Origin of the sequence: Mesorhizobium sp. M6A.T.Cr.TU.016.01.1.1, from assembly GCF_003952585.1 — a bacterium.
Lineage (GTDB): Bacteria > Pseudomonadota > Alphaproteobacteria > Rhizobiales > Rhizobiaceae > Mesorhizobium > Mesorhizobium mediterraneum.
Genome location: NZ_CP034452.1, coordinates 6592992 through 6615731, shown reverse-complemented (window position 1 = coordinate 6615731; position 22740 = coordinate 6592992). Strand labels below are relative to the sequence as shown.

The window sequence follows — 22740 nt, the reverse complement described above, 5'->3', positions numbered from 1 at the left end:
CGGCGTAGTCGCGTCGCGACAGTTTGAGGAAAGAAAGGAACGCCGTGAGCTTCAGGCAGGTTCTTCAGCTGTTGATTGCGGCGATTTTCGTCCTCTTAGCGGGCACCGCCAGTGCCCAGACGCTTTACACTCGGTCCGTCGTGGCCAAGGGGACGTTCGATCTGGATCGGCATTATCCCAAAGGGATGGGCGTCAGAACGCCGTTCAATTTTCATAGAATGTTGAGAACACCCCAGAACGGGGAGCGCATAAATTACTTTGTATTCAAGCCAAGCACGGACGTTCTCAAATTTATGAAATCGCTGTCGAAGAGCGATTTGTTTTCAAGGCTCGAGCCATGTTCAAGAGGTATTGACCAAGCTCTTTCCGACAGGGCTCAGACCATCGGCGGATCGATCAAGCCCATTTTGGGTCGGGCCGATCTGTTACCATACTTGAAGAGACAAGAACTGATCCAATCAGATGGCTATGTGTACGTCGCCATAGACAGCAACCTTAGAAACTACGTTAGGGCTCCAGACGATTTTGGATACGAGTGGGTGGCAATGGCGGTTAAGAAACAGCAGCTTTGTCTGTATATGGGGGTAGGGGAGATGGGTATCGCGCTCTTGCGTCGGTACCCGTCAATGTAAGCCGTCTCGCAGACTTCGTTTTTCTGGACACCAAGTAAACCGGGGGGATTTGCTCAGGCGCGGCTTGCAAGTAGCCGCCCGTCGATCGAGTAGGCCCCTGCGCCTGCCATCGCCAGCGCCAGAAAACCGCCTGATAGGGCGATGTCCTTCATCAGCATCTGTGAATGCATGAAGGTCAGCGTCGGATCGTCGCCGCCCTGGCCATAATGGCCGATGAAGCCTGCTGCGATGCAGAAGGCGGCAAGCAGGAGCGCCACGATCGGCGTCTTGAGGCCGACGAGGATGAGCAGTCCGGCGATAAGCTCGAACAGCCCCGTCGCCCAGGCTACGAGTGTCGGCAGCGGCAGGCCGAGGCCGGCAAAATAGCCTGATGTGCCGGCAATGTCGGTGAGCGCGTGGAAGCCGGACGGAACGAATAACGCGGCGAGCAGCAATCGGGAAGCCAGAAGCAGCGCATTGCGTGGCATTGGTCACCTCCGATGTCGACCAGGCCGGTTGGCCTGTTCCTCCCCGATGCCTCGATCTTAGCAGAAATTCGGGCCAGGCCACTCGGGCCCGGCCAATCGACAGTCTGGTAGATCGACAACGAAAAAGGGACGCGGAAAATTCCGCGCCCCTTGCTGCAACAGCTACTAGCTTGCGTCAGCCGCGCCTGGCGTCGACCGAATAGGCGCCGGCGCCCGAGGAGGCCAGCACGAGGAAACCGCCGGAAATCGCCAGGTTCTTCATGAAGCTGATCATCTGCATTTGATCGGCCCAGCCGGTGTGGGCGACCAGCGCCGTGGCGACAGTGAAGACTGCCAGCACCCAGGCGGTGATCCGGGTCTGGAAACCGATGAGGATGGCGAGACCGCCGAGCAGCTCGATCAGGCCGACGACAACAGCCGTTACGGTCGGCATCGGCAGGCCCATGCTGCCGAAGTAGCCTGCGGTGCCGGCGATCGCGGTGAGCTTGCCGAAACCGGAAAGCACGAAGATGACTGAAAGCAGGACGCGGCCAAGCAGGATGGTGGCCGAGGCGTTGGAAACGGTGCCGGAACCGGCAACGGACGTGTTGGTGGACATGGTGACTCTCTCCGGAAGGGGTTGTAGTGCCATCCAGATAGAGCAGGTCGACTGTTCACCAAAGATGCGGATTTGGTTACAGATCGTTCACCGCAGTAACGTTTTTGCGATCAGCTCAAGATCATCCCGGATGACGTGCCGTCATCCCGGATGCGTCATGTCCTCCGGCCGCACCAGGCGGTCATAGTCGGCTTCGCTGACCAGTCCGGTGGCCAGCGCTTCCTCGCGCAAGGTTGTGCCCTTCTTGTGCGCGGTCTTGGCGATCTTGGCGGCATTGTCGTAGCCGATGGTCGGCGCCAGCGCTGTCACCAGCATCAGCGAACGGTCGAGGGCGGCCTTGATGTTGTCTTCCCGCGCCTCAATGCCCACAACGCAATTGTCGGTGAAGGAGATGGAGGCGTCGGCGAGCAGCTGCACCGACTGCAGGAAATTATAGGCCATCAGCGGGTTGTAGACGTTGAGCTCGAAATGGCCCTGACTGCCGGCGAAGGTCACAGCCGCATTGTTGCCGAACACCTGGATGCAGACCTGCGTCAACGCCTCGCACTGGGTGGGGTTGACCTTGCCCGGCATGATCGATGAACCCGGCTCGTTTTCCGGCAGCGACAGTTCACCAAGGCCGGAGCGCGGGCCGGAGCCGAGCAGCCGAATGTCGTTGGCAATCTTGAACATGGCGCCGGCGCAGGCGTTGATGGCGCCATGCGAGAACACCATGGAATCATGGGCCGCCAGCGCCTCGAACTTATTCGGCGCGGTGACGAAGCCGATGCCGGTGATGTCAGCGATGCGCGCCGCCACCTTCTCGGCAAAACCGATCGGCGCATTGAGACCGGTGCCGACGGCCGTGCCGCCTTGCGCCAGTTCCTGGAGGCCGGGCAGCGTCATCTCGATGCGTTTGATCGACGAGGCGACCTGGGCGGCATAGCCTGAGAATTCCTGGCCAAGGGTGAGCGGCGTCGCGTCCTGCGTATGCGTGCGGCCGATCTTGATGATGTGGGCGAAAGCTTTGGTCTTGGCTTCGAGCGCCGCATGCAAATGCTTCAGCGCCGGCAACAGGTCGTGCACTATGCGCTCGGCGCAGGCGATGTGCATGGCCGTCGGATAGGTATCGTTCGACGACTGGCTCATATTGACGTGGTCGTTGGGATGCACCGGTTTCTTGGACCCCATGACGCCGCCCAGCAGTTCGATCGCCCGATTGGAGATCACCTCGTTGGCGTTCATGTTGGATTGCGTGCCCGAGCCGGTCTGCCAGACGACCAGAGGGAAATGATCGTTGAGCTTGCCGTCGATGACTTCCTGAGAGGCTTCGATGATCGCTTTGCCGATAGCCGGATCGAGCCGCTTCAGCTCCATATTGGTTTCGGCCGCCGCCCGCTTGACGATGCCGAGCGCGCGAACGATCGACGCTGGCTGTTTTTCCCAGCCGATTTTGAAATTTCCCAGCGAACGCTGCGCCTGTGCGCCCCAGTAGCGGTCGGCGGCGACCTCGATGGGACCGAACGTGTCGGTTTCGGTTCTGGTCTCTGGCGCGCTCACTTGGTCTCTCCGGTCTGTCGAATTCGGCACCGGCGTATCGCGTTGCACAAATGGCTTCAAGCGGAGATTGCGGGCGGCAAGGATGCAAATCGGTTGAAGGAGAATCTTCTTTCTTCTCTCGCTATCGAGAAGGTGGATCGGCGCGTTGGCGCCGAGACGGTTGAGGTATGTGGAAGAAACTCCAACGCGGGCGATCCACTCGAACACCCTCATCCGAACTAGCGCGGCGCGGATAAAGTGCACTGGCAGGAAAAACTTATGGCTTTGGACTGAATGCGTGTATGGCGTCCTCCGAGAAAACAGTTCGGCTGTTTGTTGAATGGCCGAATGTCGAGGAGAAACTCCATGTCGCGGAGCGTGTTGGTGTCTGGAGGCTGCGGCTTCATCGGATCGCATTTGGTCGATCGCCTGTTGCTGCGCGCCGACCTGGGAAAGTTGGTTGTCGTCGACAATCTGTGGACCGGAGTGCAGCAGAACATTGAGCATATCAATGATCCGCGACTGAGCCTGGAAGTACAAGACGCCGAGAGCTTCGCATCGCACCAGCGCTTCGATGAAATCATGCACTTGGCGTCGCCTGCTTCTCCATCATGGTACATGCGCGAGCCGGTACGCACGATCAAGGCCAACATCGGGGGCGCGCTGAATCTTCTGACGCTACTCAAACCGGGTGGTCGCTTCTGCTTCACTTCGACGTCGGAAGTCTATGGCGACCCCTTGGTCTCTCCGCAGCCGGAGAGCTACAGGGGCTCGGTGGATTGCATAGGACCCCGATCGTCATACGACGAGAGCAAGCGCTGCACCGAAGCGCTGTTGTTTGAATCTCAGCGCATCAGCGGACTCGATATCCGTGTCGCGAGATTGTTCAACACATATGGACCGCGAACCCGTATCGACGATGGTCGCGCTATATCGAATTTTATCAGCCAAGCCCTGACCACCGGAATCCTGACGGTCTATGGTGACGGTCTTCAATCCCGCAGTTGGGGTTATGCCGAGGATATCGTCGACGGTTTGGAGCGTTTTTTCTGGCGCGACAACATATCGTACCGGGGCCCTTTGAATATCGGAAACGATTGCGAGGTGTCTGTGCTGGAGATCGCAAACTTCGTCTGTTCGCTCGTTCCAGGTTCCCGGGTCGAGCATCATCCGCCAGCTCCCCAGGATCCCACAAATCGATGCCCGGACCTGACTCTGGCCAGGCGTGTTCTTCCAGACTGGGGAGCGAAGGTCAGCTATCAAGAAGGCGTTAGGCTGACCCTTGAATGGTTTCGAGAACAGGTTTCTGAATGGCGCTCGGCCAACATGGTATCTTCGGCTGTGCCTGCGATGCGCCCTGTGAGCGGTGCGTGAAATCCTGCGCGACGATCAGGGAGACATTTATGCCGGCGATTCTCTTGGCACTGTGACCACCGCTGTGGTTTGAGCAAAGCGGCGATGTCGATCATCTCGCCGGGAGTAAAAACGGCAAGGCAACAGCCGAGCCGATGCGCGGCTATGACAGGACATCCTATTCGTGAAATTGATTGTTGTGACACCGGCCGGTCGCGAGAAATATCTCCGCCTGCTCAGCCATTATGTACTGAAGAGCCCTGAAGTATACGAATGGCATTTGTGGGACAATTGCCGCAACGAGGTCGATCGTGCCTATTTCCAACAGCTGGCTGCGACAGACACGCGTTGCAGGATAAAAACGCTTCCTGATGCTGATGGCAGCAACAACGCGATCGGCGACTTCTTTCGCTTCTGCGACGATCCGGACGCTTTCTATTTGCGCCTCGACGACGATGTGGTTTTTCTGGAAGATGGCTTCTTCCCTAGATTCATGGAGAGGGTAGCAAGCGAAAGGGGGTCGGCTCTGTGGTATGCGCCGTTGATCATCAACAACGCAATCTGCAACACGCTGATCAAGTATCTTTCCAGGGTCTTGGTCGACGGGCCACTTACGTGTCAGGCGGCATGCGAATTCTCGTGGGCCCACGCTAGTTTTCCGATGGCGCTTCACCCGGTCTTCATCGAAGCCGTCAAAGCCAACAGACTCGGCGATTTCCGCGTGCCGGACCGGGAGATCCGGCTGTCGCGCTTTTCGATCAACGCGATCGGCTTCTTTGGATCCGACATAGTGGAACTGGGTGATCTTTTTATTCCGCCAAAGAACGGTAGCGGCGGTGAGGAAGAATGGCTATCGGCTACACTGCCGGCAATGCTCAACCGCCCGGGCAAAGTGCTCGGCGATCTGGTCGTGGCGCATTTCAGCTTCTTTACCCAGGAACGGCGTCTGCTCCAAAGCAATATTCTTGACAGCTACTATGGGCTCGCCGGCCTCGTCCCCGCGCCTTACAAAACACCTGCGATCCCCTTGAAAGACCGGCTAAGGCCGTGGCGCAAGCTCAAAAGGAGTCGGGCGCCGAAATACACGATCTCGCTTCCCCCCAGCATTGCTGACTGACACGCTGCACAGGCAGCGCCTGATCTACCTCAGGCAAACTGACCGATACATACGCCTGGCCGGCCGACTGGCTGATTTTGGTCTTACCTTGCGATCCCGGCAACGCACTCGGGATATTGCGCGGCCATCATGCACCGGTCCGCGTGCTCGGCAAAAACCCCGCTTACCTGTTCGGCGTCAAACCGGGACCTTCGTTTGCGCTTCTCGTCATTGATGAGGAATCCAGTGATGGCATCGAGCTTTCGGGTGAAGCTTTTGAGGACGAACCGCGCCTGCCGGGGGAAGTGGCCGGCCCAAGGCGTATCCTTTGCAAGTTGGCGATAGATGGCCAAAACTTCTGGTTCGACGCCAATTGGGTGCTGCGACCAGGGTTTACCCCGCGTGAAGTGACGCGCAAACGACTTGCCGAACGATATCTGACTGCTGAAATTCGTCATGACGTTCCAGTAGGGATGCATCGTCTGCCATCTGCCTTCAAAGGCAACGTTGAGCGCACCTTGGTCCAGACCGTAGGTATGCTGCGAGGAGAGTTCCCGAGTCCGCTGCAATAATCCCTCTCGCCGCACCAACGGCATGTTGAACACCAGCACGCCCGCATTGAATTTCGGTGCGCCTGGCTTCATCGGCAGGTGGTTCCGGTACTTCGCGTCGAAATAGCTCTGCTCGTCGTGAGCGGCCAGCAACGGCGCGTGCAGTTGCGCGTGGGTGAGGTCGGCTATCGATCGATTGAAGAGCACGTCGCTGTCGGCATAGACGATACGATCGTAGGGCTCGAGCTCAGGCAATTGATCTGCGAACAGCCTGATATAGGTCGCCAAGGTCAGATGGCCCGGATCAAAATTCGTCGCCTCCATGAACTTCGACACGTCAAGGATGCTGACCGCGGACCCTAGCAAGCGCTCACCGACCTCCAGGTCTTTTGCGCCGGCACCAGTCTGAAGAAGAAAGCCCTTGATTGGGCCGGATACGTCCAACACACGGCGCGCGGCCAAGCAAGCGTATGGGAAGTAATTTTGATCGGCAGCGAAAAAGAAGCACGGATTTTGCGACATATCTAGACTCACCTCAGAGCGCATGCTCATCAAATACTTGTCTTGCTGTCGCAGGGCGGAAAGCTTTGACGCGTAGCTCTCTTGGTTTCTTATGGCTGAAAGAAGGCCGGCACCGGCAGATCGGTGGTAAGACAGCCGATTGTGACTGCCGCAGCATGCCTCGCCTGTCCAATGGCAACGTCCATATCGAGATATTTGAACGTCGCAAGGCGGCCTACGAAACTCACGTTGCGGAGTTGTGTGGCCTCATACCGGTAGCGATCCAGCAACGCCGATCCGGCTGCCAGATTCACGGGATAGAATGGAACGTCGTTTTCGCCGCATTCGAAGCTGAATTCACGGGAACACAGGCTCTTCTCGTGTGTTTCCCACCGCGCGAATTTTTTGTGTTCGGAAATCCGAGTGTATGGGACCTCGGGATCGGGATAGGTCACGATTGCGCTTTCCTGAAAATCTCCCGTCACGATAAAATCCTCGAATCGCAGCGACCTGTAGGGAAGTCGTCCGAATTCGAAATTGAAGAAGGCGTCCAGTCCGCCCGTGTAAAAGACCTGATCAAATTCATGATCGCCGCCGTCACGGCGGAACTTGGTATCATACTCGACCGTGATGAGCGGATGTCGAAGCATCTTTTCCACCAAGGCGGTATAGCCTTCCTGCGGAATTCCGATCCGAGAATGGTGGAAGTAATTGTTGTCCTTGGTAAAGCGTAATGGCAACCGCTTGAAAATATCGGCTGGCAACTGGTCGGGTGGACGCCCCCACTGCTTTTGCGTATAGCCCTTGAAAAACGCGTTATAAAGTGCCTCACCTATACTTGAGATTGCTTGCTCTTCGAAATTTCGAGGGTCATGGTCCAGTGGTACCGAAAGATTCCGAATATGCGCCTGCGCGTCCTCTGCGGTGAACTGCCTTCCGAAAAATTGGTTCAACGTGTTTAGATTGATTGGAAGCGAGAACAGCCGCCCGGCCACATTGGCCTTCACCTCCAACGCAAAAGGCCTGAATTCTGCAAATCGTGAAACGAACGACCAGACATCCATATCGTCGGAATGGAAGATATGCGGTCCGAACGCATGCTTCATGATGCCGGTCCGCGCGTCTCGCTCGGTGTGGCAGTGCCCACCGGGATGCGGCTTTGCCTCGACAACCCGAACGGGATTGCCGGCGTCAGCAAGCGATCTGGCCAAAGTCGCGCCTGACACACCGGCACCTACGATCAAAATCCGCACATAACCTCGCAGAAGAGCATCATTGAAATGGCAGGCCTCGACGCAGTGATCCCGAACCTACCCATTCCTGTTCGCATCGCCGAACAGGGGCGGGGTTTGGTGCATAGGCTTAATCGAGGTGAAATGTACTGCCGGTTCAGCAAGGGAAGGCTGCAGGCAAGTTTCCGCGCCGTCTGGCTTCAAAGGCACATACAAGTCCTGACCCTTATTGCCGAGGCGCTGGCATCGCTCGGCGTTCGTAGCATCCCATCTTTCTATGTCAACTTGGCCGATGTGCCGTTTGCAAAAAGACCCAGGTATTTCCGGACGCGGTTCGGCTTTTCTTCGGCAGGCGGTTATGCCGAGATTGCCGCGCCTGATTTCATCTTCAATGGCTGGCCGGAGGCGAAATTCGACGACTACGATCAAAAAACGTCGGCGATGGCAGTCGCGTCGGAAGGGCAGCCGCGCAAGAACAGCGCGTTTTGGGCAGGGCGCTGCATGAACGATGCGCGCAAGGCAACGGTCCAGGCTGCGACGGTCCGGCCCGATCTCCTGGAGGCTTATGACACCGCGCCTGATTACGACTCCGCGTCCGTGCAATATTCTGGCGCTTTCAAGACCATGGAGGAGCAGGTAGCGACATACAGATACATGATTGACGTCGAAGGTGCGGGCTATAGCGGGCGCTTGAAATTGCTGTTCCACACCAAGCGCGTCGTGCTGATGCAGGAACGACCATGGCATGAGTGGTTCTTCGGGGACATCGAGCCGTTTCGTCACTACGTCCCGGTGGCACGGAACATGTCCGACCTGGTCGAGCGTATCGAATGGTTGCGTGCCAATCCGAAAATGGAGGCCGAAATAGCCGCGGAGGCGCAGCAATTCGCGCAAACCAACCTGACGCGCTCGGCCGCGGTGGCCACATGGGCCCGCTTGCTTGAAGGCCACGTGGCTGCCGGCGGCAATTTGAAGTCCAATCTTCGGAAACTGACGCGTTCGAAACGGTAGTCCAACGAAGGCAACGTATTATTTGCGTCGCGAAGGCCTCTTCGTGAGACGCCTCACGACAGGTCACCGTCCGAGCAGCGATTGTGAGGTGGGCGAAAGACGCAGCGTTTCCGTCGGTCTGGCCTGGTCCGACTGAAATGCCTGCCACTCCGGAGAACCGGCAAGCGCCGCTTCAAAGCTTGCATGGGCGTCCGTACTGTCGAAGCCCGCGGCACTGATAAAAACGTTTTCGCCTGATCGCACCGGCAGGCGGGGAAAGCTGTTTTCGGCATGCTCGGTGACGAAAGCAGCAAGCGGCCGCGCGCCAAGTGCCGCCAAGACAGGAATGGCGTCGGTTTCGAAGCGGCTGGCGAAATCGACTTCGGCGCCGGGCCGCAGATGATGAATCTTAATGACAACAATATCCGACAAGCGGTTGTCTCTGCTTGGCTTTTCGTAAGCCGGCAAGGCTGTCCGTTGCGAGCCCGTCAGGTCGAAGCCCGCGCCCGGCCATGCCGGTTTCAGCAACAGCACGTCGTCGGAGTCAATCATCGTGGCGTTGGCGGCATCGCGCCAGGCGGCCCACACCGGTCCCTCGTAAAACGCGGTCAGCGCTTTTTTGCGCGCTTCCATGCCGTCGAAGCCGCGCAGCCAGACGAACATGTCAGGCCGGTCGAGATCGCGGAACTGGCCGATGATGGTCATCCCTGCCGTTTCCTGACCCTCGATCAGGTGACCGTCGAAGATGCTGATCAGCGCCTCGCGCCGGCCAGGTTTCAGCGTGTATTGCCTGAGCTCGACGATCGGCGAGGCGTTGAAGCTGGATTTCGACGGGGCATTCAGGGGCAGGCTCATCGAGCAATCTCCAAAACAGGGTGTTCATCCTGTTCTAAAACAGACCGGTTGTCCTGTTTTGTCAATCTGCTATCGTGTGGAGATGTCAGCAGAGATTACCGCTCGCCCAAAGGTGCGGCCCGGGAAACGCACCAACGACCCGGAAGGCCTCCGCAAACGCGTGCTCGATGTCGCCGAAGCCTCCTTTCAGGCGCGCGGCTACCACGCTTCCAGCCTCGGTGACCTGATGGCAGCGGCGGGTGTCACTGGCGGCGCGCTGCATCATCATTTCCCGACCAAGAAGGCGCTTGCGCTGGCGGTGATCGAGGAGCGGGTGGCGGCAGCCGTCGAAGAAACATGGATCGCGCCGGTGCAGGCGGCTGGCTCGGCGCGCGAGGGCGTGCGCAGCGTGTTCGAGGCCGTGGCAACGGAACTGGAGCAGCAGGGTTTCGTGCGCGGCTGCCCGCTCAACAATCTGGCGCATGAACTGTCGCTCGCCGATCCGGATTTTCGCGCTGCCCTTGCCGGCATTTTTTCGGCATGGCGCGAGGCGATCGCCGACAAGGTCAGAGCCGACCAGCAAGCGGGCAGGGATCAGGACACCGATCCGCCGCGCTTCGCCGCGCTCGCGGTCGCCACCTATTCCGGCGCCATGTCGATGGCCAAGACGACGCAGGATTCAGGCGTGCTGCGCGATTGCCTGAACGCGCTGGAGCAGGGAGCTTCCCCAGCTTCGTCCTCCAAGGGCGGAGCAATTGCGAAGCGACGTCGCAGGGTGCTGCGGCAGCACAGGGTCGTTTGATGCCGGGCGTCAGCCCTCTGCCCTGCCGGAGCCTAATTCGATAGCGGTTTGATGATCTCGTAGCCGACCACGCTTTCGGCGTTGGTGCCCTCGTCATAGCGCCTGGCCAGAACGGCTTGCAGGTCGGGCGCGTAGAGCGCGGTGAATTCATCCTGTGTCTTGCCGGCCTCGTTCTTGATCGTCTGCCTGACGGCGAGCACGTTGTATTTGCAGTCGCCCAGGCCGAACGTCTCTTTGCCCTTGACGTTGATCTCGAGCGTTTCGGTGCCCTTCGGTTGTTTGTTGGGTGCGAGGCGAACGAACAAGGTCTTGCTTTTCGCCCCGGCCTTGAGCGGAAACAGCTTTCTGAGATCGGAAAGCGGGATCATGGCAAGCTGACCGGTCTCGCTGTCGCGAAACACCTCGATCAGGCCGCCGAACAGAAACTGCGTCTGCGGCGATTGGGATTGGTATTCGTTGGCAACCGACACCATTCCACCCGCCGCCGGTCGAAACTCGCTATGGATGCCGGGCCTTTCGAGAACGAAGCCGGCCTTGGCGGCTTTGGCGTCGATGCACTCGGCACCATGAGCGGCGCTCGCCAGGATGGTGAGTGTCGTGCCGATGGATATAGTCTTCATGGCGTCCTCCTCTGCCCGTGTAAGTTGAGTGCAGCACCGGGAAGGAATGCCAGACCTGCGGCACCGTGTCGACATACTGTTCGAGGCAACTAGACGAAGAGGCGCCGGCTGTGCTGAATTTCGCGCCATGAATCGCATCTCGGCAGGATCACTCTCCCGGCGCAGCTTCCTGGCGCAGGCGGTAGGGTTTGCTGCGGCCGGCGCCGTTGCGCGACCGGCGCTCGGTCAGACCGGGCAGCGCAGTCCGCCCGTCGACGCCACCTTCCTGTTTATCGCTGATGTCCATGCCTGCCGCATGGCCAGCGGGCTGAGCCCCAATTGCCAGCAGGAAGGCAAGACCGACGCTGCCTTGCTGCGCAGTATCGCCGCCTTGAACGCCATCGACGACAAGGAATGGCCGGCCGAAATCAACGGCGTCGCCACCGGCTTGCGTTCGGCCGGCAGCCGCATCGCCACGCCGCTCGGCCTCGTCGTCGGCGGCGACATGACCGACGATGGCGGCGGCCAGATCACCCAGCCCAGCGAGGGCACGCAGCTTCTCCAGTTCAGCCAGCGCTATCAGCAAGGCGTCGGCCCGGATCGCGTGCACATGCCGGTCTATGTCGGGCTCGGCAACCATGATCTCGACCAGAATGGCCCGCCACCTCATGTCGACTGGTATAGGCGCGAATTGCGCGACTATGTCGAGGTCAACCACCGCCCGGGCGTGTTCTTCAAGCCGCCGGTGCCGGCGACCGACTACGATGTCGATACCGACTGCTATTCCTGGGACTGGGGTGGCCTGCATCTCATCCAGACGCACCGTTTTGCCGGCGACACCGGCCATGGCGCGCTCTCCAGCCTGCCATGGCTGAAGCAGGATCTGGCGACCTATGCGGCGGATGGCCGCCCCGTCATCCTCTTCCAACACTATGGCTGGGATGTTTTTTCGATCGAACGATGGGATGCCGCCAAAGGAACCTTCGACGATGACGGTCCTGGCCCGCCGCATTGGTGGAGCGAAGCGGACCGGCAGGCGCTGCTGGCGGCGCTGAAGGGCTACAATGTCATCGCTATCTTGCACGGTCACCAGCACGAGGTGCCGATGATCTACCGCCGCGACGGGGTCGATCTGTTCAAGCCGAAGGCCGCCTACATGGGCGGCTTCGCGCTGGCGCAGGTGACCAGCGACAGCATGGACGTGGTGCTTGGTGAAGCCATCGGCGATCATGGCGAGGTCGCCTTCACCAACGCTTTCTCGAAGAGCCTGAACTTCTAACGGCGGCAACTGAAGCAGACAGCAAACCCCCTAAAGCAATTCCAGGAAAAGTGCGTAGCGGTTTTCCGTCCGGAATTGCGTAAAAACAAACACTTAGAGCGGTTCGGCGCTTTTATCAAAAGCTGAACCGCTACTTAAGCCGCTTCCTCATCGCTGTTGAAAACGGCAGCGCAGCGATCAGAGCGCCTTTCTGACCCTGTCCTTCACGTCGCCATAGGCCTTCTGCAATTTGCCGGCGATTTTGTCGGCCGAGCCTTCAGCCTGGACGCGCCTGTTGCCGGTGGCCTTGCCGGCGGCTTTCTTCACGGAGCCTTTGAACTGCTTGGCTAGGCCCGCAACCTGATCCTTGTTCACCATGGCCGCATCTCCTGGGGTTTAATTTGCCTTTGTCCTGGGCAAACGGGCGGCTGGTTTTTCGGTTCCGAGGCCACGGGTCCGCGATGGCCAGAGCCGTCCGGCTCGCCGGCGCTAAGCGGCGATTGCCGCTCGCCATAAAAGAACGCCCCTCGCGCGTTTTATTGCACGGGAGGCGTCCTTTGTGTCAGCCTTTCCTGAGATTGCTCTCGTGAACTGCTGACGATACCCAAAATGCATGGATGCCAAAATGGTTCCCGGCATGGTGCGATTTTTTTCGACAGCTGACGCTCGACCGGTTTCGGCGCCAAATCCGCCATCGAATCCCTGCTTAATCCAACCTGGCGGCGATCGGTCCGCCGGGCGGCGAAAGCAAAAATTGACACGGCGTCAAAAGAAGTCTATAAGAAATTCGTCGATATTTGTTTGACTGACTTTTGTTATCCGCGTGCTCAGGCGCGCCTTTGACGAACTTCCCCCATCAAAATCGAGACAAACGTTGTTGTGCATTCGCATGACGGCGAACGAATATTTGCCACGGAAAGGGTTCGTTATGAGCACAGGCACAGTTAAATGGTTCAACGCCACCAAGGGTTTTGGTTTTATTCAGCCTGACGACGGCTCGGCCGACGTTTTTGTCCACATCTCGGCCGTAGAGCGCGCCGGAATGCGCGACATCGTTGAGGGCCAGAAGCTCGGCTACGAGATGGTCCGCGACAACAAGTCGGGCAAGATGTCCGCCGATCAGTTGAAGGCGGCCTAAAACGGAATTCAGCCTCGCTGGTGACCACGGATGTACTGGCACTGGTGAATGGCGAATTTCAACGCATGACCCCGGAAACATCAGTTTCCGGAAAGGATCATGCGCAGAATGAGAAAGTGCCAGCGCGTTCATGTGGATGCGCGGTGCTCTAGCGGAAGGTCAGGCAATGCCTGGCCTTTTGCATTTGGGGCGCTTCAAAAGTTCGAAAAGAGCACTGCGCGTTCGCTTGAACGTGTTAAGGGTGCTCCAGCAATTTGAATCCGACTGCCGTATTGCTTTGTGCGTGGTCCTGGTCGAAACACCGGTCTCGCCATTTTTCGGCATTACGCTCCGAACCGGGAGAAAGACCTTGACCCCCACTTCAAAGAAATCCCGCGACCAGGCCGAATCCATCTTCAGCAAGACCCAGACCCAGTCCATGTCGCTCAACCGCATCATTTCCGAACAGGATGCTGTCAGCCAGGCCCGGGAAGCCAAGACCGCGCGGCTGCGCGAACTGCGCCTGGAAAAGGAAGCCGACGATATGGCTGCCGCCGCCGCGCTCGCCGCCTCGCCGAAGCGCGTGGGCAAACGCTGATGGCTACCAAGCGCGTCCCGCAAAAGGCGATCGCCGCCGATTCGACCATCGCCGATGTCGTGGCAGATCTCGACAAGCCGGTCGAATATGTCCGCCGCGTGCTCGAAAAGCTCGAGCGCTGCAGGCGTGCCCATGGCGATGCCCAGGTCAGGCTCGGCGTGCGTGGCCGCTCCGAATGCCCGAACTATCTGATCGAGTATGTCCGCGAAAATGCCAAGACCCATGAGAGGGTCACCCATCAGGATGCCGCCTATAGCGGCAGCACGCATCGCGAGCTGGCGCCCCGACACATCGAGGAGGCCAGGAACTGGTCGCCCGAGGAAATGAACATCACGGCCGTCTCGGCGCTGATCGGCCGCCTTCGCAACCCGAATGCGCCATCATCGCGTTTCTCCGACGAGGATTGATATGGCCATAAAATTCTCCGCCAAGGATCAGCCGGCGGCATCCGCTGCCACCGCAAAACCGGCCAAATCGGCCGCCGCGCCGAAAACCGACGTCACCGCCGAGGCCGCGACCGATCTGTTCAAGTCGCCGGCGGATGTCGCGTCGCGCAAGACCAGGAAGAAGAAATAGCGCCCTTGCCGCGAAACGCCGATCTGAATCCGGTTGCGTCAGGGCTGCTTGCCTTGGCGAGCGCCGGAGACTTTTCGTCCCTGGAGGAGGGCGCCGCCCCTCTCTTCGATTGCCAGAGCTGCGGCGCCTGCTGTTCCTATTCATCCGAATGGCCGCGCTTCTCCACCGAAGATGACGCGCAGCTCGACCGGATCCCGCAGAAATATGTGGCTGCCGACGAAGCCGGCATGCGCTGCGACGGCGTGCGCTGTTCGGCACTTTCCGGCGAGGTCGGCAAGTCGACCGCCTGTGGTGTTTACGAGGTCCGACCGGACGTCTGCCGCGCCTGCATGCCCGGTGGCGACGATTGCCTGATGGCGCGCAGGGCGCATGGGCTGTCGACGCTGTAGTAACGGGCCTAGGTAGCGTTTTTGTAGATCAGGCCATCTTTCATGATGATTTTGAAGTTGTTGGCTGGATCGGCCACCACGTCGAGGTTCTCCAGCGGATTGCCTTCGACGAGCAGGAGGTCCGCGAGCGCGCCTTCTTCGATCACGCCGAGTTTCCCCGGATAGGGGTTGCGACGGCCCGACAGCGCGAGCAGCTCGGCATTTGTCCCGGTCGCCATGACGAGCGCTTCGGCAGGCGTGTACCAACGGACGAGCGACGCCAGGATTGCCCCCTGCTGCTTCGCCAACGCGCGGGAGAACAGGACATCGGTGCCCCATGCCGTCTTGATCTTGTATTTCTTGGCGAGTTCGTAGGTCCTGCCAATGCCCGGCCACACTTCATCGGCCTTGGCTCGCTCGACCGAACCCTCCCGGAGGCCTGTCCTCATCAATTCGGGAAGCGGCTGCAAGCTCAGCCAAATGTCCTTTTCGGCGATCAGCTTGGCGGTTGCCTCGTCCATGAGGAAGCCGTGTTCGATGCACTTAACGCCAGCCGCGATAGCCTTCCGGATCGCATCCGAGGTGAAGGCGTGCGCGGCGACGTAGGTGCCCCAATTTTCGGCAATTTCAACGGCGGCCCGCAGTTCGGGCTCGGTGAAGGTGGTGACGTCGAGCGGGCTGTGGGGCGACGACACTCCGCCGCCCGCTGTCAACTTCAGCAGCACGGCCCCCTGCATGAACTGCTCGCGGGCACGCAAACGCACCTCGTCGGGGCTGTCCACAACTATGCTGCCGCCGTTCCTCTCCATGGGAGTGAACAAGCCGCCGATCGTCCGAGGCAAATCGCTGAGCTGGCGGAAATCCCCATGCCCGCTGGTCACGGTGATCATGGCTCCGGACGGATAGATGCGTGGTCCCGCTATGATGCCTTGATCTATCGCGCGCTTGAGGCCGAACGCCGGCCCGCCCACGTCGCGAACGGTGGTGAAGCCGCGCATCAGCGTATCCGTCGCCTCGTCGCCGGCCGCAAGATTGGCGAAGCCGACGTCGCCCATCGCCTCTGCCGGCGTGGACGCAATCAGCATTGCGTGCCAATGCGCATCGATCAGCCCCGGCATTAGCGTTCGCCCGTTGCCGGCAATGCGCCGCGCGTCTTCGGCCGCGATGGGACTTGTCGAGATCCGCGCGATCACATTGCCCTCGACCAGCACATTGGATGGGGCCGAAAGTGCAGCGCCTTTTCCGTCGAAGATGCGGACGTTTTCGAAAAGCACGTCGTCAGCGGCCGCAGTTGCGCAAAGTCCGAGCACGAGGGCTGCCGCAAGCATTTCTCTGCCTGAGCGAAGGATCATGAAAGCCGTGCGGGCAGAGAAAACGGCTGCGGCGAAGGACACGGCATGCGCCACGACCTCGCCTTTTGTCAGCTCCTGCGATCCAAAGGATTTGTGACACATGACGGTTATCCTGCTTCAGGAGGAGGTGGTCACGGCGCAAGGACAAGTTCTAGCTTATACGGCATCGTCGTCAAGAAGCGTTCCACAGCGAGGGGTCGTTCGAAGGTCAGGCCGATCATGGTGATACCAGGGCAAGCAGTGCATGGTTCGCCTGAGGAAGCGATCAGACGAGGGAGCGCCCGGGATGGGTGGGAAGTCGCTGTTCGGTTCATCTGCGAGAACAAGCACGTTGCCAGGAGCGGGACATTCGCCTTGGTCTTTCCTGCGAGGCAGCCGCCCAGAACCCAGGAGAAGGATTGGTACGGGCTACCTGTTGCTCCAGGTCTTGTCACTAGTTCGGGGCACGCGACCAGGCGCCCACTTCCGAGCGGCTCACGATCACGCTACCCGCCTCGATTTCGAGCTGCATGCGCTGTCCCAAAGTTTCGATATCGACCTCAGCGGCCGTCGCAACTCCCCGGCTCTGTATTTCCGGCAGCATTGTGACAATGAGTTCAGCGGTCTGGTGTGACCAGTCGAAACCGCCCTTGGTTCCCCCAACAACCGCCTCCAAGTGCATTGAGGGGGCGGTCAATCCAGCTGCGCGGAAAGCCGCATCGAGCTTGATACCCATATTGGTCTCGATACCGCTGCGCCGGAACGTCTCGACGATCCATCGACAGCAGTCGTCGTAGGTCGGCGCTGGCGGGCTAGATCGACAGCCGTCCCAATCCGGCTCATGGAAGACGATTGTCCCTCCAGGCCGGAGGTGACGAGCGACGCCACGCAGCATGGCCACCGCATCGGCTTGAAACATCAGAACATAGCGGCCGATCACGGCGTCGAACGGTCGGTCGAACGAGAGTGCCGCGGGATCGCCTTCACGGAAGCTGACATTCTGATCGGATTCGCCGCCGCGCGCCCCTCCGCCGCCGCAAGAGCCGCTGGAGCCCGATCTGCGCCGATGACCTGACCTTCGCTGCCAACCATCTCGGAAACCAGGAATGTAACGTCGCCCGCGCCACAGCCGACGTCGAGCACGCGCATCCCGGCACTTATGCCCGCAGACAGCAAGATCCTTCGCGTGATCGGGTTAATGATGCCCGCCTGATGGCTGAGACGCCTGATCTCGCGATCGGAATGGACGAGAATATACGGGACGTGAACGTCGGCACGAGCGCCACCAGCGACTTCCATGGCTTGCCTCCCCCATACGACTGTTCCCAAAGGGGACATCGCGTAAGTCGACGACTATGCGCCGATGCGGCAGCCAGTCAACCAGACTCGCTGTAGACCGCAATGCGATGTCGCTTCAGGGTCAATGCTTGCCTTAGAAGTCCTCCGAACAAAGTGCAAAAAACGGTCGTGAGCCGAAATTCGAAATGAGACACTACCGACCCTGGGCTGGCTTGTGCCCGCGCGTTTCGCTGGCTACGTTGCTGGCGGCAGGGACAACGCCGGGAGACCATCCGTGACCATCGAATTCTTGTTGACGTCGCTGATTGTCGTGGCTTCGCCCGGCACCGGCGTTCTCTATACGCTGAGCGCCGGGCTTTCGCGTGGCGCGCGCGCCAGCATCATCGCTGCTTTCGGTTGCACGCTCGGCATCATTCCGCATATGGCGGCCGCCATCACCGGGCTGGCGGCGCTGCTGCACACCAGCGCACTCGCCTTTGAGACGATCAAATATCTGGGCGTCGCCTACCTGCTGTACATGGCGTGGAACACGTTGAAGGAGAGCGGCGGCTTGAACGTCGGGCAGGATGTCGCGCCGCGCTCGGTCGGCAAGGTGATCACCTCAGGCATCCTCATCAACATCCTCAACCCAAAACTGTCGATCTTCTTCTTCGCCTTTCTGCCGCAGTTCGTCAGCACCACCGAACCGCATGCGCTGTCGAGGATGCTGGAGCTCAGCACCGTCTTCATGCTTTTGACCTTCGTCGTCTTCGTCGGCTACGGCATCTTCGCCGCCTCGATCCGCAGTCATGTCGTGTCGCGGCCGATGGTGCTGACCTGGCTGCGCCGCACCTTCGCCGGCGCCTTCGTCGCGCTCGGCGCAAAACTGGCACTGACGGACCGGTAGACAGTAAGGATCGCGGGCAGTCGTCGAAGCTGGCGCCGCCCCTCATCTGCCTGCCGGCATCTTCTCCCCGTCTAGGACGGGGAGAAGGGGCTGGCCGCAACCTGGCATCCTTCCTTTAACGCTTGAGATTGGCGAAATCTTTCGCGAAGGCAGCTTTCTCCCCGTCACTATACGGGGAGAAATGCCCGGCAGGGCAATGAGGGGCCGCGCCAAACCTATCCCTTCACATAACCCATCACCTCGACGATCAGCCCGTCCGCTACGCGCATCAGATTGATGCCACGGATGGAGTTGCCGTCGGCACGCCAGTAACGCCAGCGGATTGTCGCCCGTTCACCGGCGACGAAGGTCTCCTCGATGTCGAAGCGGGTGCCGGGTTCGCTGGCTATCGCCGACCACAGGCGCACGCACGCCTCCCGGCCGGCATGGCGGGCGCCGTCCGGCGCCGGCACGGTATTTTCGATGACGCAGTCCTCTGCCACCAGGCCCGGGAGTGTCGATGGATCATGAAGCTGGAAAACGTCGTTGTAGCGCCGCATGATCTCGGCCGTCTGTCTGGATTGGTCGTCTGGATGGATGACCATGATGCTGTCCTGTTTCATCTCGGTATCTCCTGATTTCATTTTTTCACAGCGGCGGCCGTGACGAGGTCGGCTTTGAGCCTGATGTCAGCCACACCAGCCAGGGCGCGTGAGACCAGGCATGTCGCTTTCGCAGACTGGGCAAGGCGCTGGAATTCCTCGGGCGCCAGGCCCGGGATTTCGGCTTCCGTTTCAAGATCGATGCGGATGATCGTCGGTCCCGCCTTGCTCATGCCGAGGTGCACCTTGGCGACGGTGTGGATCCGTGCGGGGACATGGCCGCCGCTGCCGGCTATGGCGCTCAGCGCCATCGAAAAGCAGCCGGCATGCGCCGCCGCGATCAGTTCCTCGGGGTTCGTGCCGGGACCGTTCTCGAAGCGCGACGGGAAGGAATAGGCACCTTCGAAGACGCCGCTGCCGAGCCGAAGCCGGCCCGAACCTTCTTTCAACGACCCGTGCCATTGGGCTTCTGCCTCACGGATGGTCATTCTTTTTCTCCTCTGAATATTTCATTTTGTATATAGACCGATCTACATAATATATAGACCGATTGTCATATTCGGCGCAAGGCCTATAATGCTCACTCCTGACAGAGGTTGACATGGCGAACGATACCCGCACACGCATGATCGAGGCGACGGCGCTGCTGCTGAGGCAGCGCGGCTATCACGGCACCTCGCTCAACGATATTTTGAGCGCCTCCGGTGCGCCGAGAGGATCGCTCTATTTTCATTTTCCGGGCGGCAAGGACCAATTGGTCGTCGAGGTGACGCGCGACAGCGTCGAAAAGGTCACGCAATGGATGGATGAGGCGCTCGCCGCCGAGCAGGACCCGGCGGTGGCCGTCCACCACATCTACCAGGCGGTCGCACGCATGCTGGAGGACAACCAGTTCACCCTTGGCTGTCCGGTCGCGCCTGTAGTGCTGGACTCGCCGGCCAACATGCCGGAGCTGGCCGAATTATGCCGATCGGCTTTCCAGCAATGGGTAGGCTTGCTGCAGGCGGCCTTCGTCAGGGCAGGGGTGCCCGAGCGCCGCGCCCACGCTCTGGCGTTGCTTGTCGAATCATCGCTGGAAGGGCTGATGGTGATCGCGCGCGCCACCCGCGACCGCGCCCCGGTGCTGGCGGTGGCCGATGAGGTCGCCGCGCTGGTGGAAAGTGCGTTGCCGGCCAAGAAGGTCGCTGTCGCAGCGCATTGACGGTAGCATCTGAGCCGGGGGGCGCTCCGGCGAAATAATCGGCCGATGGCAACAAAAAGGGCGACCTCTCGGCCGCCCTTTCCGTATCTGAAGGCTGATGGATACGTGGATTAGAAGTCCATGCCGCCCATGCCGCCCATGCCGCCGCCGCCCATGCCGCCTGGCATGCCGCCGCCAGCCGACTCCTTCTTCGGAGCCTCCGCGATCATGGCTTCGGTGGTGACCAGCAGGCCGGCGACCGAGGCCGCATCCTGGAGAGCCGTGCGCACGACCTTGACCGGATCGACGATACCCATGGCGATCATGTCGCCATATTCGCCGGTCTGGGCATTGAAGCCGAACGTCGGGCCCTTATTCTCGAGGATCTTGCCGGCAACGATCGATGCTTCCGCACCGGCGTTGGCCGCGATCTGGCGGGCCGGAGCCTGCAGCGCGCGACGCACGATGGCGATGCCCGCGGTCTGGTCGGAGTTGGCGCCGGTCGCCTTGATGCTCAGCGAAGCGCGCAGGAGTGCGACGCCGCCGCCGGGAACGATGCCTTCTTCGACGGCCGCGCGGGTCGCGTTGAGGGCGTCATCGACGCGGTCCTTCTTTTCCTTGACTTCGATCTCGGTCGCACCGCCGACGCGGATGACGGCAACGCCGCCCGCCAGCTTGGCGAGACGTTCCTGCAGCTTCTCCTTGTCGTAGTCCGAGGTGGTCTCCTCGATCTGCTGCTTGATCTGGGCGACGCGGCCCTGGATCTCGGCCTTCTTGCCGGCACCGTCGACGATGGTGGTGTTCTCCTTGGAGATCGACACCTTCTTGGCGCGGCCGAGCATGTTGAGGCCAACATTCTCAAGCTTGATGCCGAGGTCTTCGGAAATGACCTGGCCACCGGTGAGGATGGCGATGTCTTCCAGCATGGCCTTGCGGCGATCACCGAAGCCCGGCGCCTTGACGGCGGCGATCTTCAGGCCGCCACGCAGCTTGTTGACGACGAGCGTGGCCAGAGCCTCGCCTTCGACGTCTTCCGAGATGATGACCAGCGGCTTCGAGGTCTGCACGACAGCCTCGAGGATCGGCAGCATGGCCTGCAGGTTGGAGAGCTTCTTCTCGTGGAGAAGGATGTAAGCGTCTTCCAGGTCCGCGACCATCTTGTCGGCGTTGGTTACGAAGTAGGGCGAGAGATAGCCGCGGTCGAACTGCATGCCTTCGACGACTTCGAGTTCGGTCTCGGCGGTCTTGGCTTCCTCGACCGTGATGACGCCCTCATTGCCGACCTTCTGCATCGCTTCGGCGATCATCGAGCCAACCGAAGCATCGCCATTGCCGGCGATGGTGCCGACCTGAGCAACTTCTTCCGAGGTCTTGATCTTCTTGGCGTTCTTGATCAGCGTCGCGACGACGTCGGCAACGGCGAGGTCGATGCCGCGCTTCAGGTCCATCGGGTTCATGCCGGCGGCAACCGCCTTGTGGCCTTCCTGGACGATCGACTGCGCCAGAACGGTCGCGGTCGTGGTGCCGTCGCCGGCGATGTCGTTGGTCTTCGAAGCAACTTCGCGGACCATCTGCGCGCCCATGTTCTCGAATTTGTCTTCAAGCTCGATTTCCTTGGCGACGGTGACGCCGTCCTTGGTGATGCGCGGTGCGCCGAACGACTTGTCGATGACGACGTTGCGGCCCTTGGGGCCGAGCGTGACCTTCACTGCGTCGGCGAGGATGTTGACGCCGCGCAGCATGCGCTCACGGGCATCACGGGAAAATTTTACGTCTTTGGCAGCCATTTTTAGCTCCTGGCAGGGGCTTGAATTGAGCCCGAAGATTTAAGTGACGGTGAGGCCGATATTCAGCCGATGATGCCCATGATGTCGGATTCCTTCATGATCAGAAGGTCTTCGCCATTGAGCTTGACTTCGGTGCCCGACCACTTGCCGAACAGGATGCGGTCGCCGGCCTTGACGTCCAGCGGGACGAGCTTGCCGGCTTCGTCACGGGCGCCGGAACCAACGGCGATGATCTCGCCTTCCTGCGGCTTTTCCTTCGCCGTATCGGGGATGATGATCCCGCCGGCAGTCTTGGATTCGGATTCAACCCGGCGTACGACCACGCGGTCATGAAGCGGGCGGAACTTCGACTTTGCCATTTTTTATTCCTCGATGAGAATGGTGAGAACAGTTCCTCCGTCCGGCGGCGCCGGACCTGGTTAGCACTCACCTATGGCGAGTGCTAACGTGGCGGTGAGATAAGCCGGTGGCCGGCGAGAGTCAAGGCGAGAGAGAGGGTGCCACCGCGCGAAATTTTTCCATCCTGCAACGCAATTATGGAAAATCTCAGTTGCCACCTGAAATCTGGTCGAAATCTTACGGACAG

27 protein-coding genes and 1 pseudogene are annotated in these 22740 nt (G+C 60.1%); 13 read left to right on the top strand and 15 right to left on the bottom strand.

What is annotated here, in order from left to right; all coding sequences use genetic code 11:
• The first annotated feature begins 44 nt into the window (after positions 1–44).
• Complete coding sequence (locus tag EJ075_RS32080) at positions 45–632, top strand: hypothetical protein (RefSeq protein WP_126107070.1); 588 nt, start codon at positions 45–47, stop codon at positions 630–632.
• A gap of 53 nt (positions 633–685) precedes the next feature.
• Here EJ075_RS32080 and EJ075_RS32075 read toward each other — a convergent pair whose 3' ends face one another.
• The 3 genes from EJ075_RS32075 to fumC all read right to left on the bottom strand — a co-directional run bounded on the left by EJ075_RS32075 (position 686) and on the right by fumC (position 3236).
• Positions 686–1099, bottom strand: a complete 414-nt coding sequence (locus EJ075_RS32075; RefSeq protein ID WP_126107069.1) for a DoxX family protein — start codon at positions 1097–1099, stop codon at positions 686–688.
• 175 nt (positions 1100–1274) lie between these two features.
• Positions 1275–1697 (bottom strand): DoxX family protein, encoded by a 423-nt coding sequence (locus EJ075_RS32070; protein WP_126107068.1) that lies wholly within the window; start codon positions 1695–1697, stop codon positions 1275–1277.
• Positions 1698–1838: 141 nt separating this feature from the next.
• Positions 1839–3236 carry a class II fumarate hydratase gene (gene fumC, locus EJ075_RS32065; RefSeq protein ID WP_126107067.1) on the bottom strand — a complete coding sequence of 466 codons (1398 nt, stop codon included), beginning with the start codon at positions 3234–3236 and terminating at the stop codon, positions 1839–1841.
• Positions 3237–3581: 345 nt separating this feature from the next.
• On the opposite strand from fumC, the gene EJ075_RS32060 reads away from it, so the two are divergent.
• Both EJ075_RS32060 and EJ075_RS32055 read left to right on the top strand, forming a co-directional pair.
• Positions 3582–4589 (top strand): NAD-dependent epimerase/dehydratase family protein, encoded by a 1008-nt coding sequence (locus EJ075_RS32060; RefSeq protein WP_126107066.1) that lies wholly within the window; start codon positions 3582–3584, stop codon positions 4587–4589.
• A 163-nt stretch (positions 4590–4752) separates the two neighbouring features.
• Complete coding sequence (locus tag EJ075_RS32055) at positions 4753–5685, top strand: hypothetical protein (protein ID WP_126107065.1); 933 nt, start codon at positions 4753–4755, stop codon at positions 5683–5685.
• An 83-nt stretch (positions 5686–5768) separates the two neighbouring features.
• On the opposite strand, the gene EJ075_RS32050 is transcribed toward EJ075_RS32055, so the two are convergent.
• Positions 5769–6737 (bottom strand): glycosyltransferase, encoded by a 969-nt coding sequence (locus EJ075_RS32050; RefSeq protein WP_164547238.1) that lies wholly within the window; start codon positions 6735–6737, stop codon positions 5769–5771.
• Positions 6738–6826: 89 nt separating this feature from the next.
• Complete coding sequence (locus EJ075_RS32045) at positions 6827–7969, bottom strand: UDP-galactopyranose mutase (protein ID WP_126107063.1); 1143 nt, start codon at positions 7967–7969, stop codon at positions 6827–6829.
• 27 nt (positions 7970–7996) lie between these two features.
• Here EJ075_RS32045 and EJ075_RS32040 point away from each other — a divergent pair, with 27 nt between their 5' ends.
• Positions 7997–8959 (top strand): glycosyl transferase family 90, encoded by a 963-nt coding sequence (locus EJ075_RS32040; protein WP_126107062.1) that lies wholly within the window; start codon positions 7997–7999, stop codon positions 8957–8959.
• 63 nt (positions 8960–9022) lie between these two features.
• Here the strand turns inward: EJ075_RS32040 and EJ075_RS32035 are convergent, their stop codons facing one another.
• Positions 9023–9793, bottom strand: coding sequence for an NIPSNAP family protein (locus EJ075_RS32035; RefSeq protein ID WP_126107061.1), 771 nt, complete (start codon positions 9791–9793; stop codon positions 9023–9025).
• Positions 9794–9875: 82 nt separating this feature from the next.
• On the opposite strand from EJ075_RS32035, the gene EJ075_RS32030 reads away from it, so the two are divergent.
• Positions 9876–10574: a TetR/AcrR family transcriptional regulator gene (locus EJ075_RS32030; RefSeq protein WP_164547237.1), complete on the top strand. Its 699-nt coding sequence runs from the start codon at positions 9876–9878 to the stop codon at positions 10572–10574.
• Positions 10575–10606: 32 nt separating this feature from the next.
• Here EJ075_RS32030 and EJ075_RS32025 read toward each other — a convergent pair whose 3' ends face one another.
• On the bottom strand, positions 10607–11194 hold the full coding sequence (locus EJ075_RS32025) for a hypothetical protein (RefSeq protein WP_126107060.1): 588 nt from the start codon (positions 11192–11194) through the stop codon (positions 10607–10609).
• A gap of 127 nt (positions 11195–11321) precedes the next feature.
• Between EJ075_RS32025 and EJ075_RS32020 the strand changes: the two genes are divergently transcribed.
• Positions 11322–12452 carry a metallophosphoesterase gene (locus EJ075_RS32020; RefSeq protein WP_126107059.1) on the top strand — a complete coding sequence of 377 codons (1131 nt, stop codon included), beginning with the start codon at positions 11322–11324 and terminating at the stop codon, positions 12450–12452.
• Positions 12453–12629: 177 nt separating this feature from the next.
• Here EJ075_RS32020 and EJ075_RS32015 read toward each other — a convergent pair whose 3' ends face one another.
• A complete protein-coding gene (locus EJ075_RS32015; RefSeq protein WP_126107058.1) occupies positions 12630–12809 on the bottom strand; it encodes a CsbD family protein in 180 nt (59 codons plus the stop codon).
• Positions 12810–13359: 550 nt separating this feature from the next.
• Between EJ075_RS32015 and EJ075_RS32010 the strand changes: the two genes are divergently transcribed.
• From EJ075_RS32010 to EJ075_RS31995, 5 genes are all read left to right on the top strand, one after another.
• Positions 13360–13569 (top strand): cold-shock protein, encoded by a 210-nt coding sequence (locus EJ075_RS32010; RefSeq protein WP_010915421.1) that lies wholly within the window; start codon positions 13360–13362, stop codon positions 13567–13569.
• Between the two features lie 349 nt (positions 13570–13918).
• Entirely contained in the window at positions 13919–14146 is a 228-nt protein-coding gene (locus EJ075_RS32005; protein WP_126107536.1) for a hypothetical protein, read from the top strand.
• Positions 14146–14553: a hypothetical protein gene (locus EJ075_RS32000; RefSeq protein ID WP_126107057.1), complete on the top strand. Its 408-nt coding sequence runs from the start codon at positions 14146–14148 to the stop codon at positions 14551–14553. Before EJ075_RS32005 ends, EJ075_RS32000 begins: the two co-directional genes overlap by 1 nt.
• Position 14554: 1 nt before the next feature.
• Entirely contained in the window at positions 14555–14722 is a 168-nt protein-coding gene (locus tag EJ075_RS33315; RefSeq protein ID WP_164547236.1) for a hypothetical protein, read from the top strand.
• A 5-nt stretch (positions 14723–14727) separates the two neighbouring features.
• Positions 14728–15111, top strand: a complete 384-nt coding sequence (locus tag EJ075_RS31995; protein ID WP_126107056.1) for a YkgJ family cysteine cluster protein — start codon at positions 14728–14730, stop codon at positions 15109–15111.
• Positions 15112–15119: 8 nt separating this feature from the next.
• On the opposite strand, the gene EJ075_RS31990 is transcribed toward EJ075_RS31995, so the two are convergent.
• The 3 genes and pseudogenes from EJ075_RS31990 to EJ075_RS34195 all read right to left on the bottom strand — a co-directional run.
• Positions 15120–16418, bottom strand: coding sequence for an amidohydrolase family protein (locus EJ075_RS31990; protein ID WP_126107535.1), 1299 nt, complete (start codon positions 16416–16418; stop codon positions 15120–15122).
• 457 nt (positions 16419–16875) lie between these two features.
• Positions 16876–17529 carry a methyltransferase domain-containing protein gene (locus tag EJ075_RS31985; RefSeq protein WP_348627385.1) on the bottom strand — a complete coding sequence of 218 codons (654 nt, stop codon included), beginning with the start codon at positions 17527–17529 and terminating at the stop codon, positions 16876–16878.
• Positions 17418–17720 (bottom strand): annotated as a pseudogene (locus EJ075_RS34195) (methyltransferase domain-containing protein); the annotation flags it as partial. The gene EJ075_RS31985 and the pseudogene EJ075_RS34195, both read right to left, overlap by 112 nt.
• 274 nt (positions 17721–17994) lie before the next feature.
• Between EJ075_RS34195 and EJ075_RS31980 the strand changes: the two are divergent.
• The gene (locus EJ075_RS31980; RefSeq protein ID WP_126107055.1) at positions 17995–18606 is read left to right on the top strand and encodes a LysE family translocator; all 612 of its coding nucleotides are present in this window, start codon (positions 17995–17997) and stop codon (positions 18604–18606) included.
• A gap of 215 nt (positions 18607–18821) precedes the next feature.
• Here the strand turns inward: EJ075_RS31980 and EJ075_RS31975 are convergent, their stop codons facing one another.
• Positions 18822–19208: a nuclear transport factor 2 family protein gene (locus EJ075_RS31975; protein WP_126107054.1), complete on the bottom strand. Its 387-nt coding sequence runs from the start codon at positions 19206–19208 to the stop codon at positions 18822–18824.
• A gap of 17 nt (positions 19209–19225) precedes the next feature.
• Positions 19226–19675: an OsmC family protein gene (locus EJ075_RS31970; protein WP_126107053.1), complete on the bottom strand. Its 450-nt coding sequence runs from the start codon at positions 19673–19675 to the stop codon at positions 19226–19228.
• A gap of 113 nt (positions 19676–19788) precedes the next feature.
• Here EJ075_RS31970 and EJ075_RS31965 point away from each other — a divergent pair, with 113 nt between their 5' ends.
• Positions 19789–20388: a TetR/AcrR family transcriptional regulator gene (locus tag EJ075_RS31965; RefSeq protein ID WP_126107052.1), complete on the top strand. Its 600-nt coding sequence runs from the start codon at positions 19789–19791 to the stop codon at positions 20386–20388.
• A 110-nt stretch (positions 20389–20498) separates the two neighbouring features.
• Here EJ075_RS31965 and groL read toward each other — a convergent pair whose 3' ends face one another.
• Both groL and groES read right to left on the bottom strand, forming a co-directional pair.
• Positions 20499–22154, bottom strand: a complete 1656-nt coding sequence (gene groL, locus EJ075_RS31960; RefSeq protein ID WP_126107051.1) for a chaperonin GroEL — start codon at positions 22152–22154, stop codon at positions 20499–20501.
• Between the two features lie 62 nt (positions 22155–22216).
• Positions 22217–22513 (bottom strand): co-chaperone GroES, encoded by a 297-nt coding sequence (groES, locus tag EJ075_RS31955; RefSeq protein ID WP_006203049.1) that lies wholly within the window; start codon positions 22511–22513, stop codon positions 22217–22219.
• Between the last annotated feature and the right edge of the window lie 227 nt (positions 22514–22740).